The 17,933-nt window shown below is 64.7% G+C and carries 16 protein-coding genes; 13 read left to right on the top strand and 3 right to left on the bottom strand.

From position 1 onward, the window contains the following. Window positions 1-214 precede the first annotated feature (214 nt). The 3 genes from AC0L2J_RS27810 to AC0L2J_RS27800 all read left to right on the top strand — a co-directional run bounded on the left by AC0L2J_RS27810 (window position 215) and on the right by AC0L2J_RS27800 (window position 4,738). Window positions 215-1,132, top strand: coding sequence for a pirin family protein (locus AC0L2J_RS27810; protein WP_007603873.1), 918 nt, complete (start codon window positions 215-217; stop codon window positions 1,130-1,132). 77 nt (window positions 1,133-1,209) lie between these two features. Further along, complete coding sequence (locus tag AC0L2J_RS27805; RefSeq protein ID WP_473395128.1) at window positions 1,210-2,124, top strand: phosphoribosylaminoimidazolesuccinocarboxamide synthase; 915 nt, start codon at window positions 1,210-1,212, stop codon at window positions 2,122-2,124. A gap of 397 nt (window positions 2,125-2,521) precedes the next feature. Further along, window positions 2,522-4,738, top strand: a complete 2,217-nt coding sequence (locus tag AC0L2J_RS27800) for an SLC26A/SulP transporter family protein (RefSeq protein ID WP_473395129.1) — start codon at window positions 2,522-2,524, stop codon at window positions 4,736-4,738. A gap of 180 nt (window positions 4,739-4,918) precedes the next feature. Here AC0L2J_RS27800 and AC0L2J_RS27795 read toward each other — a convergent pair whose 3' ends face one another. Further along, complete coding sequence (locus tag AC0L2J_RS27795) at window positions 4,919-6,412, bottom strand: NAD-dependent succinate-semialdehyde dehydrogenase (protein WP_473395127.1); 1,494 nt, start codon at window positions 6,410-6,412, stop codon at window positions 4,919-4,921. A 123-nt stretch (window positions 6,413-6,535) separates the two neighbouring features. Beyond that, on the bottom strand, window positions 6,536-6,856 hold the full coding sequence (locus AC0L2J_RS27790; RefSeq protein WP_473395125.1) for a hypothetical protein: 321 nt from the start codon (window positions 6,854-6,856) through the stop codon (window positions 6,536-6,538). A gap of 347 nt (window positions 6,857-7,203) precedes the next feature. Here AC0L2J_RS27790 and AC0L2J_RS27785 point away from each other — a divergent pair, with 347 nt between their 5' ends. Next, window positions 7,204-8,397, top strand: a complete 1,194-nt coding sequence (locus AC0L2J_RS27785; protein ID WP_473395124.1) for a serine hydrolase domain-containing protein — start codon at window positions 7,204-7,206, stop codon at window positions 8,395-8,397. Window positions 8,398-8,476: 79 nt separating this feature from the next. Next, window positions 8,477-10,171, top strand: a complete 1,695-nt coding sequence (locus AC0L2J_RS27780; protein ID WP_473395123.1) for an AMP-binding protein — start codon at window positions 8,477-8,479, stop codon at window positions 10,169-10,171. 115 nt (window positions 10,172-10,286) lie between these two features. On the opposite strand, the gene AC0L2J_RS27775 is transcribed toward AC0L2J_RS27780, so the two are convergent. After that, window positions 10,287-11,288: an adenosine kinase gene (locus tag AC0L2J_RS27775; protein WP_007603881.1), complete on the bottom strand. Its 1,002-nt coding sequence runs from the start codon at window positions 11,286-11,288 to the stop codon at window positions 10,287-10,289. A gap of 125 nt (window positions 11,289-11,413) precedes the next feature. On the opposite strand from AC0L2J_RS27775, the gene murJ reads away from it, so the two are divergent. From murJ to AC0L2J_RS27735, 8 genes are all read left to right on the top strand, one after another. Then, window positions 11,414-12,964, top strand: coding sequence for a murein biosynthesis integral membrane protein MurJ (gene murJ / locus AC0L2J_RS27770; RefSeq protein ID WP_473395122.1), 1,551 nt, complete (start codon window positions 11,414-11,416; stop codon window positions 12,962-12,964). A 73-nt stretch (window positions 12,965-13,037) separates the two neighbouring features. Beyond that, the gene (gene trpS, locus AC0L2J_RS27765) at window positions 13,038-14,090 is read left to right on the top strand and encodes a tryptophan--tRNA ligase (protein ID WP_473395121.1); all 1,053 of its coding nucleotides are present in this window, start codon (window positions 13,038-13,040) and stop codon (window positions 14,088-14,090) included. Window positions 14,091-14,196: 106 nt separating this feature from the next. Then, on the top strand, window positions 14,197-14,691 hold the full coding sequence (locus tag AC0L2J_RS27760; protein WP_473395120.1) for a universal stress protein: 495 nt from the start codon (window positions 14,197-14,199) through the stop codon (window positions 14,689-14,691). A gap of 172 nt (window positions 14,692-14,863) precedes the next feature. Next, entirely contained in the window at window positions 14,864-15,433 is a 570-nt protein-coding gene (locus AC0L2J_RS27755) for a NifU family protein (RefSeq protein ID WP_354170455.1), read from the top strand. A 135-nt stretch (window positions 15,434-15,568) separates the two neighbouring features. Beyond that, window positions 15,569-16,264: a tRNA (adenosine(37)-N6)-threonylcarbamoyltransferase complex dimerization subunit type 1 TsaB gene (gene tsaB, locus AC0L2J_RS27750; RefSeq protein ID WP_473395118.1), complete on the top strand. Its 696-nt coding sequence runs from the start codon at window positions 15,569-15,571 to the stop codon at window positions 16,262-16,264. Next, window positions 16,261-16,746, top strand: a complete 486-nt coding sequence (gene rimI / locus AC0L2J_RS27745; protein ID WP_063992144.1) for a ribosomal protein S18-alanine N-acetyltransferase — start codon at window positions 16,261-16,263, stop codon at window positions 16,744-16,746. Before tsaB ends, rimI begins: the two co-directional genes overlap by 4 nt. A gap of 38 nt (window positions 16,747-16,784) precedes the next feature. After that, a complete protein-coding gene (locus tag AC0L2J_RS27740; protein WP_007598312.1) occupies window positions 16,785-17,240 on the top strand; it encodes a Fur family transcriptional regulator in 456 nt (151 codons plus the stop codon). Continuing rightward, complete coding sequence (locus AC0L2J_RS27735) at window positions 17,241-17,921, top strand: HAD family hydrolase (protein WP_063992145.1); 681 nt, start codon at window positions 17,241-17,243, stop codon at window positions 17,919-17,921. Window positions 17,922-17,933 lie beyond the last annotated feature (12 nt).

Genomic DNA, 17,933 nt, shown 5'->3' with positions numbered 1-17,933 from the left:
AAATGACCATGGGGCGCCGGCCTCTCCTTCCCCGGCGGGTGTAGCCGTCACTATCCTTTGCTCGGGCGCGTCTTTTCCCCAACCGGCCGGCCGGGGTGAAGTTGCGCGCCGGCTTGCGGGGGCGATGACGGCGGAGTATGTGGTCCGGGCTTAGCCGCGACGGCCGCGCGAAATCCTGCTAGGATTTAGCTCGAAAAAGCCAAAAGGAGTCCACATGAGCTGGCAACCCTCGAACGATCCCGTGCTCGGCGATCCCATGTCCTGCGATGCGCTCGATCTCGTCATCGTACCGCGCACGCGCGATCTCGGCGATGGCTTCGCGGTCCGGCGCGCATTGCCGCACGGCAAGCGCCAGATGGTCGGTCCCTTCATCTTCTTCGACCATTTCGGGCCGGTGCAATTCGTCTCTGGCAAGGGCATGGATGTTCGGCCGCATCCGCATATCGGGCTTGCCACCGTCACCTATCTGTTCGACGGCGCTATCATGCATCGCGACAGTGAGGGCAACATCCAGGAGATCCAGCCCGGCGCGATGAATTTGATGACGGCCGGCCGCGGCATCGCGCATTCCGAGCGCACCCCGGATGTACAACGCGCCTCGGGGCAGAAGATGCTCGGCCTACAAAGCTGGATCGCGCTGCCGGCCGGATCGGAAGAGATCGCGCCGTCGTTCCAGCACTACGGCGCTGGTGACTTGCCGATGGTCTCCGAGCGCGACTTCACCGCGAAGGTGATCGCGGGCTCGGCCTTCGGCGTCACCTCACCTGTTTCGATGGTGTCGCCCTGGTTCTATACCGAGGTCACGGCGGTCGCGGGCGCGATCGTGCCGCTCGATCCTGATCACGAGGAGCGCGCCATCTACGTCGTCGACGGCGAGGTCGAGATCGCGAACGAGCGCTACGAGGGGCCGCGACTGCTGATCTTCCGTCCGGGCGACCGCATCACGGTGAAGGTGCTCAAAGCCACACGGATGATGTTTCTGGGCGGCGACGCCCTGGAAGGCCCGCGCCACATCTGGTGGAATTTCGTCTCCTCCAGCAAGGAGCGGATCGAGCAGGCCAAGCAGGACTGGAAAACCGGCCGATTCGCGGCGGTTCCGCAGGAACATGAGTTCATTCCGCTGCCGGAATAGGCTATCCCGGTTTCCGGTCGCGCGATCAGGCGCGGCCGGATGTCCTGTCGCAATGCCTTGCTCCGAAAGTTCTGCCGATGACCACCATGCTCTCCAGCGACCTGCCGCTGCCCAAGATCGGGCGCGGCAAGGTACGTGATATCTACGCCGTCGACGACGACCGCCTGCTGCTCGTCACCACCGACCGCATCAGCGCCTTCGACGTCGTGATGGGCGAGACCATCCCGATGAAGGGCGCGGTCCTGACGCAAATCAGCGCGTTCTGGTTCAACGAGCTCGAAGGCGTGGTGCCGCATCACATGATCAGCGCCGACACCGACGAGATCATCGCCGCCGTGCCGGCCTTGAGACCGCATCGCGCCGAGATTCTCGGCCGCGCCATGCTGTGCCGCCGCACCACGGTATTTCCGATCGAATGCGTGATCCGCGGTTATCTCTCGGGCTCGGCCTGGAAGGAATATGCGGCAAGCGGCACGCTGGCCGGCGAAAAGCTGAAAGCGGGACTGGTCGAGAGCGAGAAGCTGGAGCCTTCGATCTTCAGCCCGGCGACCAAGGCCGAGACCGGCCATGACGAGAACATCACCATCGCGAAGATGCGCGAGGTCGTCGGCGACGAGACGGCCTATACGCTCGAGAGCATGACGCGCGCGATCTACACGCTCGGCGAGGAGCTCGCCCGCGAGCAGGGCATCATCATCGCCGACACCAAGTTCGAATTCGGCCGCGACAAGGACGGCCGCATCATCCTGATCGACGAGGTGATGACACCTGATTCCTCGCGATTCTGGGCCGTCGACGCTTACAAGCCCGGCCAGCCGCAGGCGAGCTTCGACAAGCAGCCGCTGCGTGACTATCTCGACGTCGAACGCCGCGCCGGCCGCTGGAACGGCGACGCCCCGCCGCCGCCTTTGCCCGCAAGCGTGGTGGACGCGACCAGCAAGCGGTATCTGGAAGCGTATCGCCGCGTGACGGGGGGTGAGCTGAAGATCTAGCTCGGCTGTTTCGTCCCGCGCCATCATTGCCCGCCGGCACGATGCCTCCCCGGCGTCGTCCTGGTGAAAGCCAGGACCCATACCGTGAGGTCTATCCCGTGCGTTCGGTGCAAATCCCGAAGGCACAATCATCGCCAAACTGCTCCCTGGGGTAATGGATCCTGGCTTTCGCCAGGACGACGCCGAATGGCGGGCGCTCCAGTTTCTTCCATCTGCCGTGTATGATTGGCCGTTCACACACGATAGATCGCGTCCGCTCGGAGCGGAACCTGCTGATGGTTGAAGCAATAAGCGCCGCCAGACCTGTCGGATAGCTCATACTTGCAAGAATCCTGTTGCGCTAGGCTCGCAGTCGTCTACGTCTCGAACAGGAATTTTCATGAGCGAGTGTCACGGCGTGACCGATCCCGCAATTGGCTTCACTCCGTCGACCGGGCTTAATCCGGCGCTCAAGCGCGCGCTGAACGATATATTGGGCGGCAGCGCCGCCAGTGTCCTGACCGTCACGTTCGGACTGTCCTATTCGCTGCTGATCTTCGCGGGGCCGCTGTCGCCCTATCTGTCCTACGGCATCACGGCAACTTTCGTCAGCTCCGCGGTACTTGCGGCCGTCGTCGCGCTCGGCAGCTCCCTGCCCTTCGCGATTGCAGCCCCCGACAGCTCGACTGCCGCGGTGACGGGTATCCTGGCCGCCTCGGTGGTCGAACGTATCGAGATCGCGAACCTGTCGACGCCGTTGCTGTCACCGATCCTGATCACGCTCGGCCTGTCGACGATGCTGACGGGATTGGTGCTGTGTGGCCTCGGCTTGACGCGGCTTGGCCGCGCCATCCGCTACGTGCCTTATCCGGTGGTCGGCGGCTTCCTCGGCGCAACCGGACTTCTCATTGTCATGGGTGCGGTCCGGGTGATCACCGACCATCCGCTGCAATTCGCGACGCTGTCGCACTTCGCCAACCGCACCATCGTGCTGGAGCTCGGTGCCGCCTGCGCCATGGCGCTGGTGCTGTATCTCACCTGGCACCGCTCGCGCAGCCCGTTCGGACTGCCCATCATCCTGGTCGGCGGCGTGCTCACCGCGCATCTGGCGTTCTGGCTCACCGGCGTTTCCTTCGATGAGGCGCGCACGCTGGGCTGGACCTTTCAGGCCCCGCCGCAAGCGGTCTTCATGCTGCCCTGGCACACCGACGATCTCGTCCGCTATCCCTGGTTTGCCATCCCGGACCTGCTTGGCAATGTCGTTGCCGTCATCTTCGTCACGGCCTCGAGCACGCTGTTCAACACCACCGGCATCGAGGTGGCCACGCATCGCGAAGCCAATCTGGAGTGTGAGCTGAATGTCACCGGCGCCGCCAATATCCTGACCGGCATGCTGGGCGGCTACCCCGGCTGCAGCTCGACCAGCCGCTCGATGCTCAATTTCTCCAGCGGCGGCCGCGGGCGCCTGTCCGGCCTCACGGCCGCAGCGCTGTCGCTGCTGGTGCTCGCCGTCGCACCCGAGCTGCTCGGCTTCATCCCCAAATTCGTGCTCGGCGGCCTGTTGCTCTATCTCGGCGCCGACCAGTTGCACAAATGGATCATCGAGTCGCGCAAGCGTCTGTCGAAGCTCGAATATCTTTCGCTGATCGCCATCATCGCGATCATCGTGGCCTGGGGTTTCGTCCCGGGCATCCTGATCGGCGTCATCATCGGCTGCGCAACGTTTGCGTTCAGCGCCGCGCGGGTCGAATCGATCAAATACAGTTTCGACGGCTCGGAGTACCGCTCCTCGCTCGACCGCTCGCGCGACGACCAGGACGTGCTGCTGGCCCATGGCGGCAAGATCCAGGGCCTCAATCTCCAGAGCTATCTGTTTTTCGGCTCCGCCAACCGGCTCTACCAGCACGTCAAGCGACTGCTTCAGGAGCGCCCCGAATGCCGCTATCTGTTGTTCGACTTCAAGCTCGTCACCGGCGTGGATTCATCGGCTGCCTATAGCTTTGCCCAGATCAAGCGCAGCGCTGGCGAACTCGGCGTCGAGCTGATCCTGGTGCATCTGTCGGCTGCGGCCGAGAAGGTGCTGCGCTCCAGCGACTTCGTCGGCGACGGCGTCACCATCATCCCCGAGCTCGATCGCGCGCTGGAATGGTGCGAGAACGAGCTCATCTCGCAGCATCAGGAGCTGGCGCAGGAAGAAGCCAGCCTGCGCGACTGGTTCACGCGAATGCTCGGCAGCGAAGACGGCGCCGACGAGCTGATCCGCCGTTGCCAGCGCATCGAGGTCGAAGCCGGCGAGGTCATCGTGCAGGCCGGCGATCCCGCAGATTCCATGCATTTCATCCTCGACGGCCGCGTCGGCATCATGATCCCGGCCGACGACGACCGCACCACGCGCGTGCGAAGCCTCGGCCGTTACACCACGATCGGCGAGATGGGGCTGGTGTCACAGACACCGCGCAGCGCGACGATCCAGGCCGAAGTCGATAGCGTGCTCTACGTGTTGAACACACACCAGTTCGACGCCATCAAGACCGAGGATCCGGAGCTCAGCCACAAGCTGCTGACCTATTTCGTGTCGGTCATGGCGGAGCGGCTGACGTTTGCGAACCGGACGATCGCGGTGTTGAGGCGCTAGCGAACGCCGTAGGGCAACGAGCGCACCACACATTGGATGTCGTCCTGGCGAAAGCCAGGACCCATACCGCGGAATCTATCTATCGCAGGCGGCGGAAGTACCGGACCACCAATCTTCGCCAAACGCCTCCCTGGGGTAATGGGTCCTGGCTTTCGCCAGGACGACCAGGGATGGCGAGCCCTACACCCCCGCCATCATCACGTATTTGATCTCGACATATTCTTCCATGCCGTGATGCGAGCCTTCGCGGCCGAGGCCGCTTTCCTTGACGCCGCCGAAGGGCGCGACTTCGGTGGTGATCAGGCCGGTATTGACGCCGACCATGCCGGATTCCAGTGCCTCGGCGACACGCCAGACGCGGCCGAGATCGCGGGAGTAGAAGTAGGAGGCGAGCCCGAACGGCGAGGCGTTGCACATCGCGATGACGTCGGCCTCGTCCTTGAAGCGGATCACCGGCGCGAGCGGGCCGAAAGTCTCCTCCTGCGCCACCAGCGAGTCCGGCTTGACGTCGGAGAGCACCGTCGGCTCGAAGAACGAGCGTCCGAGCTCGCTGCGCTTGCCGCCGGTGACGACCTTGGCGCCGCGCTTCACGGCGTCCGCAATGTGGCGCTCGACCTTGTCGACCGCTTTCAGATTGATCAGCGGGCCCTGCGTAACGCCGCTTTCCGTGCCGTCGCCGATCTTCATCGCCGCGACTTTCTTGGACAGCTTCTGGACAAACTCGTCGTAGATCTTGTCCTGGGCGTAGAGGCGGTTGGCGCAGACGCAGGTCTGGCCCATGTTGCGGTATTTCGAGACGATCGCGCCCTCGACCGCCGCATCGATATCGGCGTCGTCGAACACCACGAACGGCGCATTGCCGCCGAGCTCGAGGCCGAGCCGCTTCACGCCGACTGAGGCCTGCCGGTAGAGAATCTTGCCGACCGCCGTCGAGCCGGTGAAGCCGACGAAACGCACGGCCGGATGCTCGCACAGCACCTTGCCGATCGGCGCTGCATCGCCGGTAATGATGTTGAGCACGCCCTTGGGGATGCCGGCCTTCTCGGCAAGCACGGCCAGCGCCAGGGCCGAGAGTGGCGTCTCGTTGGCGGGCTTAAGCACCACGGTGCAGCCCGCAGCCAGCGCCGGCGAGACCTTTCGGGTGATCATCGAGTTCGGGAAATTCCACGGTGTGATGGCGCCGCAGACGCCGATCGGCTGCTTGATCGCGAGCAGGCGCGCATCCGGCCGCTGGGTCGGGATGGTCTCGCCGTAGACGCGGCGGGCCTCCTCGGCGAAAAACTCGATATAGGCGGCGCCGATGTCGACCTCGCCGAGGGCTTCGGTGAGCGGCTTGCCCTGTTCGGAGGTGAGGATCAGCGCGAGGTCCTCGCGATTGGCGACAATCAGCTCGAACCATTTGCGCAAGATGTTGGAGCGCTGCTTGGCGGTGTGCTTGGCCCAGGCCGGGAAGGCGCGCTCGGCGGCCTCGACCGCCCTGGTGGCGTCATCGGCCGAAAGCTGCGGAACCTTTGCGAGCTCGACGCCGGTCGCGGGATTGTTGACGGCGAAGACCGGCGATCCGACCCAGGCGCCGTCGATGTAGCAGGCCTCCTTCAGAAGCGACGGGTCCTTCAACCGGTCGCGCAGATTGGACGTGGCGTGCTGGGCACGAGCGGTGGCGGTCGGGGTCATGGCGTTACTCCCAAAGGCTTTTGCGGGCTGTTCCGGTTCGGCCGGAATATAGGGAGAAGCGGCGCGCAATGCACCGTCCCGCAACGCACATCTGCTGGGAGCCAGGCTGGGAGCGGCGCGTCCTTACGCCGCGCCGCTCAGATAGGTCTCGCGCCGCCCGATCATGCGCTCGGCGGCGGCCTTGGCGTCCGCCTTCGAAGAGGTCGCGCAGGTCCGGTATTCGAGATCGGGGACGTCGGAGGCGTTGCGGCGGCCGAACCAGGACTTTGAACCGACCGGCAGCAGCGCAAGCGCCTGCGCCAGATTGTCGACCGCGCCGAACGAATAGAGCGCACCGGTGCCGGCGATGCGGACTTCAAAGATTCCAGGCGCAATCGGCGCTTCCAGGTTCTCGCCCCGTCCGGGACGGGGATAGCGCTTCCATTCGCTCCAGGTCGAAATCATCTGAGGTCCCCATCACGGCCGGTGGGCGGCCGCCAAAATTGCATCAAGTCTTAACGTTGGCCGTCGATCGGCCGAGAACTGAACGCCGCAGCTCACAAAATGTTTCAAGTGCTTCAAACAGTCGAAACATATCGCCAGGAGCCATCCACGGTCACCGCTGGCTGCGGCCATCCACCGCAGATTGTGACGGAGTGTTGTAGTTCAGCCGCCTTGTCGTCGGGCGCAGGGAGCCGACCGTCAAGTCACGACATCGCGACCGCGGCAGGTATGTGGATGTGCTTGCCGCGCGGCGCACGCGGGAGGACAATCGATCGCTTCCAACAATAATCAAACCGGAGGAAACGCGTATGCAAGGCAAAGCTGAGATCGATCAGATTCTGCGCCAGAAGAGCGAAGCCAGGGAGATTCCGGGCGTCGTCGCTATCGCCGCCAGCGGTACCGACGTGCTGTATCAGGGCGCGTTCGGCAAGCGCGACCTGTCCAAGCCGGATGCGATGACCGCCGACAGCGTGTTCTGGATCGCATCGATGACGAAGGCGGTGACATCAGCGGGCGCGATGCAGCTTGTCGAGCAAGGCAAGCTGTCGCTGGATGCGCCGATCGGCGAGGTGCTGCCCGATCTCGCCAAGCCGCAGGTGCTCGAAGGTTTCGATGCCAAGGGCGAACCAAAACTGCGGCCGGCCAAGGGGCCGATCACGCTGCGCCAGCTCATGACCCACACCGCAGGCTTCTGCTACAACATGTGGAATGGCGATCTCGCGGTCTATCTGGACAAGAACGGCATCCCCGCCATCACTACGTGCCAGAACGCGGCCTTGAAGACGCCCATCATGACCGACCCCGGCACGCGCTGGGAATACGGCACCAATATCGATTTCGTCGGCAAGGCGGTGGAAGCCGTCAGCGGCAAGCGCCTCGATGCCTATCTGCGCGACAATCTGTTCGCACCGCTTGGCATGAGCGACACTGCCTTCAAGATCACCGACGACATGCGCAAGCGTCTGGTCGGCATGCATGCGCGCGGCGAGGATGGCCAGCTCGCCGCGATCCCGTTCGAACTCGAGCAGGAGCCCGAATTCCACATGGGTGGCGGCGGCCTTTATTCGACCGCGGCCGACTATATCAGGTTCACTCAGATGATCCTGAACAAGGGCCGCGGCAACGGCAATCAAGTGCTGAAGGCCGAGACCGTCACGACGATGGGGCAGAACCACATCGGCGACCTCGCCATGGGCAAGATGACCACGGCGGCGCCGATGTACACCAATGACGTCGATCTCTACCCCGAGCAGGTGAAGAAGTGGGGCCTCAGCTTCATGATCAACACCGCGAAGACCGCCGAGGGGCGCAGCGCGGGCAGCCTCGCCTGGGCGGGCCTCGCCAACACCTATTACTGGATCGACCCGGCGCGCGACGTCACCGGCGTGATCCTGATGCAGTTGCTGCCATTCGCCGACGCAAAGTGTCTCGAGGCTTTTGCCGGCTTCGAGCGCGGCGTCTATGCCGGGCTCGATGCCGGCAGCGGGCAGAAGGCGGCGTAACGCGCGCCTAACTCTCACGACGCGTCGCGGCCGGGCCTGTTGTCCCGGCCGTCCACGCACCTGGCTGGAGGATATGATCTTGGCAGACAAAGCCGACAGTTACGTTTGCGGCATCTCCGACACGCCGCTGCTCGGCGACACGATCGGGCGCAGCCTCGATCAGGCCGCGCGACGCTGGAGCGATCGCGAGGCGCTGGTCTCGCCCAGCCACGGCGTGAGATGGACATGGAACGAGCTTGCCGCGCGGGTCGACGCGCTCGCCGCCGGATTTGTCGCACTCGGCCTCGAACGCGGCGAACGGATCGGCATCTGGTCGCTGAACCGGCCGGAATGGACGCTGACCCAGTTCGCCGCCGCCAAGGCCGGTCTCATCCTGGTGACGATCAATCCGGCCTACCGGCTGAGCGAGCTGGAATTCGCGCTGCACAAGGTCGGATGCAGCGCCATCGTCACCGCGACGGCGTTCAAGACCAGCAACTACATGGACATGCTCAACACGCTGTTGCCGGAGCTTGCGAGCGCCAAGCCCGGGCAATTGCGCGCCGCGCGGCTACCGGCCTTGCGCATCGTGATCCAGATCGGCGGCCCCGCCTGCCCGGGCACGATCCCGTTCGAGGAGGTCGCCGGCATGGGCGGGACCCTGCATAGCGAGCAGCTCGCCACGCTCGGTGCCTCCCTGCAATTCGACGATGCCGTCAACATCCAGTTCACCAGCGGAACGACGGGATCGCCCAAGGGCGTGACGCTGACCCATCACAACATTCTCAACAACGGCTATTTCGTCGGCCGCGCCATGCGCCTGACCGAACAGGACCGCATCTGCATTCCGGTGCCGCTCTATCATTGCTTCGGCATGGTCATGGGCAACCTCGCCTCCGTCACGCTTGGCGCAACGATGGTCTATCCCGGCGAGGGGTTTGATCCGCTCGCGACGCTGCGGACGATCGAGCAGGAAAAATGCACCGCGCTGTACGGCGTGCCGACGATGTTCATCGCCGAACTCGACCACGGCGAATTCTCGAACTTCGATCTGACATCGCTGCGCACCGGCATCATGGCCGGTGCACCCTGCCCGATCGAAGTGATGAAGCGCGTCAATAGCGAGATGAACATGGGCGAGGTCACGATCGCCTATGGCATGACCGAGACAAGCCCGGTCAGCTTCCAGAGCGCCGTCGACGATCCGCTCGATCGCCGCGTCTCGACGGTCGGACGAATCCATCCACATGTCGAGGTCAAGGTCGTCGATCTCGACGGCAAGATCGTCAAGCGCGGCGAACGGGGCGAGCTCTGCACCCGCGGCTACAGCGTGATGCTGGGCTATTGGGAGGAGGCGGAGAAAACCGCGGATGTGCTCGACGCCAACGGCTGGATGCATACCGGCGACATCGCCATCATCGACGACCAGGGTTATTGCAACATCGTCGGCCGCATCAAGGACATGGTGATCCGCGGCGGCGAGAACCTCTATCCGCGCGAGATCGAGGAATTTCTCTACCGTCACCCCAAGATTCAGGACGTGCAGATCTTTGGCGTTGCCGATACCCGCTACGGCGAGGAGCTCTGCGCCTGGATCCGCGTCAGGTCCGGCGAGACGCTGACGATGGAAGAGGTGCGCGCGTTCTGCGATGGCCAGATCGCCCACAACAAGATCCCGCGTTACGTGGAATTCGTCGACGAATTTCCGATGACCGTGACCGGAAAGATCCAGAAATTCCTGATGCGCGATGAGGTCGAGCAGCGGCTGGGGCTGAAGTCGGCGAAGACGGCGTAGGTTGCCAACCCAATCGTCATTGCGAGCGCAGCGAAGCAATCCAGACTCTTTCCGCAGAGGCAGTCTGGATTGCTTCGTCGCTGCGCTCCTCGCAATGACGGGAGAGAGACGAGCGTTACACCGTCAACCCGCGCTGCTCAGCCAGCTCCTTCAGCGACACAAGCGGACGAGCGCCGATGTGCTGGATCACTTCGGCGGCCGCAAGTGCGCCGAGCTCGCCGCACTGCTTGTAGGGCAGGTTGCGCGCCAGACCATACAGGAAGCCGGCCGCGAAGAGGTCGCCGGCGCCGGTGGTGTCGACCAGACGGGCAATGGGGAATGCAGGGGCGGCGACGGCGTCTTCCACTGACACCACCATGCAGCCCTTTTCGCTGCGGGTGACCACCCCGAGATTGACGTCGTTGCGCAACTGCTTGAGCGCGGTGTCGAAATCCGAGGTCTGGTAGAGCGAATGCAGCTCGGACTCGTTGGCGAACACGATGTCGACGGTGCCGTTGCGCATCAGCCCCAGGAACTCGTCGCGATAGCGATCGACGCAGAAGGAATCCGACAACGTCAGCGCCACCTTGCGCTTGGCATCATGGGCGATCTTGGCCGCCTTGACGAAGGCGTCCTTGGCGTTCTTGGGATCCCAGAGATAGCCCTCGAGGTAGACGATGCCGGCCGCGGCGATCTCGGCCGGGTCGATGTCGGCGGGCGACAAATCCTGCGCGGCGCCGAGATAGGTGTTCATGGTGCGCTCGCCGTCGTCGGTCACCAGGATATAGGAGCAGCCGGTCGCAGGACCGTCCTTCGCCGCGGGCGTGTTGAAGGCGACACCGGCAGCGCGGATGTCATGGACGTAGAGCTTCCCGATCTGGTCGTCCTTGACCTTGCCGACATAGGCTGCGCGCGCCCCGAGGCTGCCGATGCCGACGATGGTGTTGGCGGCCGAACCGCCGGAAACTTCCGTCGCCGGGCCCATGTCCTCGTAGATGGCGGCGGCCCGCGCCTCGTCGATCAGGGACATGCTGCCCTTGGTCATGCCGTGCTTGCCCAGGAAGGCTTCATCGGTCTTGACCAGCACGTCGAACAGCGCGTTGCCGATGCCGAGAACGTCATATTTCACGTCAGCCATTCACCTTGATCCTGTTTGGCGGATTGCGATACCCGCGAAAATCCGCTTCCTGTCGGTCTGAAATCTGGCTCGCGGCCTATCACGACCGGCCCTTCGCGGGCAAGCAACGGTATTATGCAGTTCCGATGATCCGCTCCTTCCTGACCGTCTCGACGGGGACACTGGCTTCACGGCTGCTGGGCTTTGCACGCGATTCCCTGATCGCGGCGCTGCTCGGCACCGGCGCCGTGGCGGACGCGTTTCTGGCGGCATTTCAGCTCGTCAATGTGGTCCGGCGTCTGCTCAGCGAGGGCGCCCTGAATGCGGCGTTGATCCCGGCCTGGCTGCGCGTTCGTGGACGCGATGGCGAGGCGGCTGCGGCGGCGTTCGCGGGACGCGTGCTCGGTACCGTCAGCGCGGGCCTGATCGCAATCTCGATCGTGATTGCACTTCTGATGCCGCTGATCATCATGATCATCGCGCCGGGCTTCGTCGGCAGCGCATCGCTCGATCTCGCCGTCCAGAATGCACGGCTGATGCTGCCTTATCTCGCCTTCGCGGGACCCGTCACGGTGCTGATGGGCCTGCTCAACGCGCAGGGGCGCTTTGCACTTACCGCGTTCTCGCCGCTGCTGTTCAACATCGCCTTGATCGCCGCGATCGCAGCAATCCTGCTGTGGCACGCCAATGAAACCGTCGCCGCGTGGATGCTGGCGGCCACCGTCGGCATCGCCGGCCTGCTGCAGCTCCTGATGCTGCTGTCGCAGCGAAGTGCGCGTCTGGCGACACCGCTGCGCGTGAGCTTCGACAAGGACATGCGCGGCTTCTTTGCCAAGGCGATCCCGGGCATGATCGCAAGCTCCGGCCCGCAATGGCTGATGGTGGCCGGCGCGATCATCGCCTCCGGCACGCCTGCCGCGGTCTCCTGGCTCTATTTCGCCAACCGCCTGATCGAGCTGCCGCTTGGCATTGTCGGCGTCGCCATTGGCACGGTGCTGGTCCCGGAGCTGACGCGCGCGGTGAGGAGCGGCGATCGCGATGCGGTTGCGCATGCGGAATCGCGCGCGCTGGAACTCGCGACCGGGCTGGCACTGCCGGCGACGCTCGGCCTGATCGTGCTGGCGGAGCCGATCGTGCGGATGCTGTTCGAACATGGCGCCTTTGGCGCGGAGGACAGCGCGGCCACGGCGCGCGCCCTGATGTGGCTGGCGCTGGGCCTGCCGGCGCATGTGCTGATCAAGGCGCTGTCGCCAGCCTATTTTGCCCGCAGCGACACGATGACGCCGCTGCTGGCGACTGCCAAAGGGTTCGCGGTCGCGGTCGCGCTCGCGATCCTGCTCGGTCATTTCTTCGGCGCGAGCGGGATCGCCGCCAGCATTGCCGCCGGCGCCTGGAGCAGTGCGATCTCGCTGCTCCGGAAAGGCACGCGTGAATTCGGCTTCTCGGTCGATGCCGCCGCCCGCAACCGGCTGCCGCGAATCGTGCTCGCGGCGGTCGCCATGGGCGGCCTGCTGTGGCTGACCACGGGCCTCTTGCCTTCGGAGGCCCACGGGCTCATCCGCTTCATTGCGCTGGGATCACAGATCGCCGCCGGAATCGTCGTCTATGGCTTGCTCCTGCAAATCCTCCGCGTCGCGTCCTGGCGCGAGGCGGCCGGTGCCTTGAAGCGCCCCGCCCAGCCCGATCCCGGCGCCTGAGGTTAGCGAAATACCCTTGACGGGGCAGCGCCGCTGTTGGAAACGACGCCCCGTATCTCGCAGGAAAGCTGCCATGCCATTCGTTGAACGGGTTTTTTCGGGCGTCCAGCCGACGGGCAATCTGCACCTCGGCAATTACCTCGGCGCGATCGTCAACTTCGTGAAGATGCAGGAAACCCACAACTGCATCTATTGCGTCGTCGACATGCATGCGATCACGCAGGGCGTGGACGTCTGGGGTGGACCGGTCGAGCTCGCGCGCAACACCCGCGAGGTGACCGCGGCGTTCATCGCCAGCGGCATCGATCCGAGCAAGCACATCGTGTTCAACCAGAGCCAGGTCTCGGGCCACGCCGAGCTCGCCTGGATCTTCAACTGCGTCGCGCGCATGGGCTGGCTGGGCCGCATGACCCAGTTCAAAGAGAAGGCCGGCAAGGACCGCGAGAACGCGTCCGTCGGGCTGTTCGACTATCCCGTGCTGATGGCGGCCGACATTCTGCTCTACCGCGCCACCCACGTGCCGGTCGGCGAGGACCAGAAGCAGCATCTCGAGCTCTCGCGTGACATCGCGCAGAAGTTCAACAACGACTTCGCTGACTCGATCCGCAGCCAGGGCGCCAATGACGGCCTGTTCTTCCCGCTGCCGGAACCCTTGATCACGGGTCCGGCGACGCGCGTGATGAGCTTGCGCGACGGCACCAAGAAGATGTCGAAGTCGGACGCGTCGGATAATTCGCGCATCAATCTGACCGACGACGCCGACACCATCGCGCAGAAGGTGCGCAAGGCCAAGACCGACCCGGAGCCGCTGCCGACCGAGGAGAAGGGTCTGGAAGCGCGCCCCGAGGCCGACAATCTCGTCGGTATCTTCGCCGCACTCTCCGGCCGCTCCAAGGCCGACGTGCTCAGGGATTTCGGCGGCGGACAGTTCTCCAGCTTCAAGAACGCGCTGGTGGATTTGTGCGTCACCAAGCTCGCGCCGATCGCCGGCGAGATGAAGCGCCTCGTCGCCGACCCCGGCCATATCGACACGATCCTGAACGACGGCGCCGACCGGGCGCGCACGATCGCCGACGAGACCATGAAGCTCTCGAAGGACATCGTCGGCTTCATCCGCCGGCGTTGATTTCCGCGTTCAGGACACGGCCTGCGCCACGGCGCCGGCCGCTTCCGCTCTCCCCAAGCGCGACGGAGTGTGGCAGCATGTCAGCCGTGGACATTCCGGGACATGCATGACCAGCAAGCGACTTTGCTTCGAGCCGGGTCACAAGCCCAAATGCCTCGTCATCGTCGACGACACCGCCGAATGGGATCGCGCGGTCTATTACGCCAGCCGCTGGGCGATCCGCGCCGGCGGCGGCGTGGTGATGCTCCGCATCATTGAGCCCGAACAGCAGAGCCAGGAATGGCTGGGGGTCGCCGACATCATGCGCGCCGAGGCGCAGGAGGCGGCAGAAGCCGCGCTCGATCGCGCCGCCGGCCGGGCCAACGGCATCGCTGCGATCACGCCGGAACGGGTGATCCGCGCGGGCGCCGCCATGGAACAGCTGCTGGCGGTGATCGACGAGGACCCTGACATCGCCATGCTGGTGCTCGCCGCGAATCCGGGCGCGGAAGGCCCGGGGCCGTTGGTCAACCTGCTGGCGCACGCGCTGGGCACGTTCCCGGTGCCGGTGACGGTCATTCCCGGCGCGCTGAGCGACCAGAGCGTGGATTCGCTGTCCTAGACCGCTGCTCTTCACCTCGCGTTGATGGCCGGGAGAGGGAGAAGCGGGCGCCGTAACCCGCTGATATACCAGGTGAACGGCCAACTTACCCCTTGACCGTGCGTTCGCCGTCGCCATCTGCTAGTGGATAGAGCACGCGCCGGCCTTGAACCGGCGACGTCTGGAGAAAACCATGTTCATTCAAACCGAAGCCACTCCCAATCCCGCCACGCTGAAGTTCATTCCCGGCCGCGTCGTGGTCGACGGCGGACCGATGGAATTTGCGAACCGCGAATCGGCCGCACGCTCGCCACTCGCCGAAAAGCTGTTCGAGGTTCCCGGCGTCACCGGCGTGTTCTACGGATCGGACTTCATCACCGTGACCAAAGCGAACGGTGAATGGCAGCAGCTCAAGCCCGCGATCCTCGGCGCCATCATGGAGCACTACATGTCCGGCGCGCCGCTGCTCGCCGACGGTGCGGCCGCGAGCGATGTCGATCTCGATGACGAGGACGAGTTCTTCGACGAAGCCGATGCCGAGACGGTCGACATGATCAAGGATCTGATCGAGACCCGCGTGCGCCCGGCGGTCGCCAATGACGGCGGCGACATCACCTTCCGCGGCTTCAAGGACGGTATCGTCTATCTCAACATGAAGGGCTCCTGCGCCGGCTGCCCGTCATCGACCGCGACGCTCCAGCACGGCATCCAGAACCTGCTCAAGCACTTCGTCCCCGACGTGGTCGAAGTCCGGCCGATGTAAATTGCACGCGCGACCCATCAATTGGACTCCGTCATGCCCGGGCTTGTCCCGGGCATCCACGTTCTTGGGGCGCAAAGTCGTGGATGGCCGGGTCAAGCCCGGCCATGACGACCGGGATGATGCTATGATGGCTCCATGCTGATCCTTGCCATCGATACCGCGCTGGAAGCGTGCGCGGTCGCCGTTCTCGACACCGATTCCGGCCAGCTCCTCGCGCAGGAGCAGCTTCTGATGAAGCGCGGCCACGCCGAAGCGCTGATGCCGATGATTGCGCGCGTGATGCACTCGGCCAATCTCGCCTTCACCGCGCTCGACCGCATCGCGGTCACCATGGGCCCCGGAAGTTTCACCGGCCTGCGCGTCGGCATCTCGGCGGCCCGCGGCCTTGCGCTTGCTGCGAAGAGGCCCGCCGTCGGCCTGACCACGCTGTCGGCCTATGCCGCCGCCGTCGTCGGCCAGAGCGGAGCGGCGCCGGTGATCTCGGCGATCGACGCGCGGCACGACCACGTCTATTTCCAGATCGTGGCCGGTGACGGCAGTCAGCTGGTGCGGCCGGGCGTCGCTCCCATCGACGAGGCAATCGCGGCTTCGCAATTCGGCGCGCCGCATCTGGTCGGCAATGCCGCAAACATCCTCGCCGAGCGCTGGCCGAAAGACATGCCACAGCCGGTCGCGGTGGACGCGCAGCCCGCGCCCGACATCGGCTGGGTCGCATGGCTTGGTGCCGCGGCCGATCCCGCGACTAATCCGGCGCGGCCGTTCTACCTGCGAGCGCCCGACGCAAAGCCGTCCACACAACTGCCGCTTGCAGCACAAGCCGCAAGCTCATGATGAGTTGGTTCTCGGAATGGTGGCGCGGCGGCACGGCCGTCGTCGAGCCGGCTGTCGCGCGCGACGTCGCACGGCTCGCGCAGCTCCACGGCGCCTCCTTCGCGCGCGGTTGGGGCGAAGGCGAGTTCGAGAGCATGCTCAGCGAGCGCAACACGCTGGTGCACCGGTTGCGCCTCGGCCGCAAGACAGTGGGCTTCGCGGTGTCGCGGATCGGCGCGGACGAAGCGGAGATCCTCTCGATCGCGGTCGACCAGGCCCATCGCGGACGCGGCCTCTCTCGCACGCTGCTGATGACCCATCTCGGCCACCTGGCAGGACGCGGCGTGCGCACGATATTTCTCGAGGTCGAGGAAAATAACCAGCCGGCGCGGCGGCTGTACGACCGAGCCGGATTCATGGTGGTCGGACGCCGCGAACGCTACTATAAGCAGCCGAACGGGGAACAATTGAACGCACTTCTGATGCGACGTGACTTGTCGTAACATTGATGGCAGAAAGCGCCCCGTCAGGCGGACATCACATGACTGGTCTTAAACCTTCCCCCGCTTCCAAGGCGTCCGGCATCGAGGCGCGCTGTGCCGCCACCGGCATGCGCATGACCGAGCAGCGCCGTGTCATCGCCCGCGTTCTCGCGGAGGCGGTCGATCATCCCGATGTCGAGGAACTGTACCGCCGCTGTGTCGCCGTCGACGACAAGATCTCGATCTCGACCGTGTATCGTACCGTCAAGCTGTTCGAGGATGCAGGCATCATCGAGCGCCATGATTTCCGCGAAGGCCGCGCGCGCTACGAGCAGATGCGCGACAGCCATCACGACCACCTCATCAATCTGCGCGACGGCAAGGTGATCGAGTTCACCTCCGAGGAGATCGAGAAGCTCCAGGCGGAGATCGCCCGCAAGCTCGGCTACAAGCTAGTCGATCATCGGCTCGAACTCTATTGCGTCCCGCTCGACGACGACAAACCCACAAGCTAAGTGCCTCTCGATCTCATCATCTTCGATTGCGACGGCGTGCTCGTGGACAGCGAGGTGATCTCCTGTCGCGCGCATGCGGATGTGCTGTCCAGACACGGCTATCCGATCACATCGGAGCAGGTGCTGGTCCGCTTTCTCGGCGTATCCGAGAAAGATGCACGGCGAATGGTCGAACAGGAGATCGGCCGCAATCTTCCCGATGATCTCGAGAGCCAGGTGAATGCGGCGACGCTGCAATTCTATGCCAGCGATTTGCAGCCGATCACCCATGTGGCCGCAGCGATTGGCGCAATCGATTTGCCCAAATGCGTTGCGTCGAGTGGCACGCCGGAGAAGATCCACCACGGCCTGACCTGCGCCGGTCTCTACGATCTGCTCGCTCCAAACATCTTTTCCGCGAGCCAGGTCGCACGCGGCAAGCCCGCGCCCGATCTCTTTCTGTTCGCCGCCGCGCAGATGAATGTCGCGCCGGAGCGGTGCCTTGTGATCGAGGACAGCGTCCCCGGGGTGACCGGTGCGCATGCCGCCGGGATGACCGTGCTGGGCTTTCACGGTGGCAGCCATTGCCCGCCAGGCCACGCTGAAAGACTACGGGCCGCCGGGGCCGGATTGACGTTCGACGATATGCGGCAATTGCCGGAGCTGGTCCGGCAGGTCGCGGCGGACACTCTGGCGGGCTGAATCCCTCCTCTC

The organism is Bradyrhizobium sp. MV1.5 (assembly GCF_055807615.1).
Note: the sequence above shows the minus strand (reverse complement) of the source record. Positions and strands in the feature narration are given on the sequence as shown.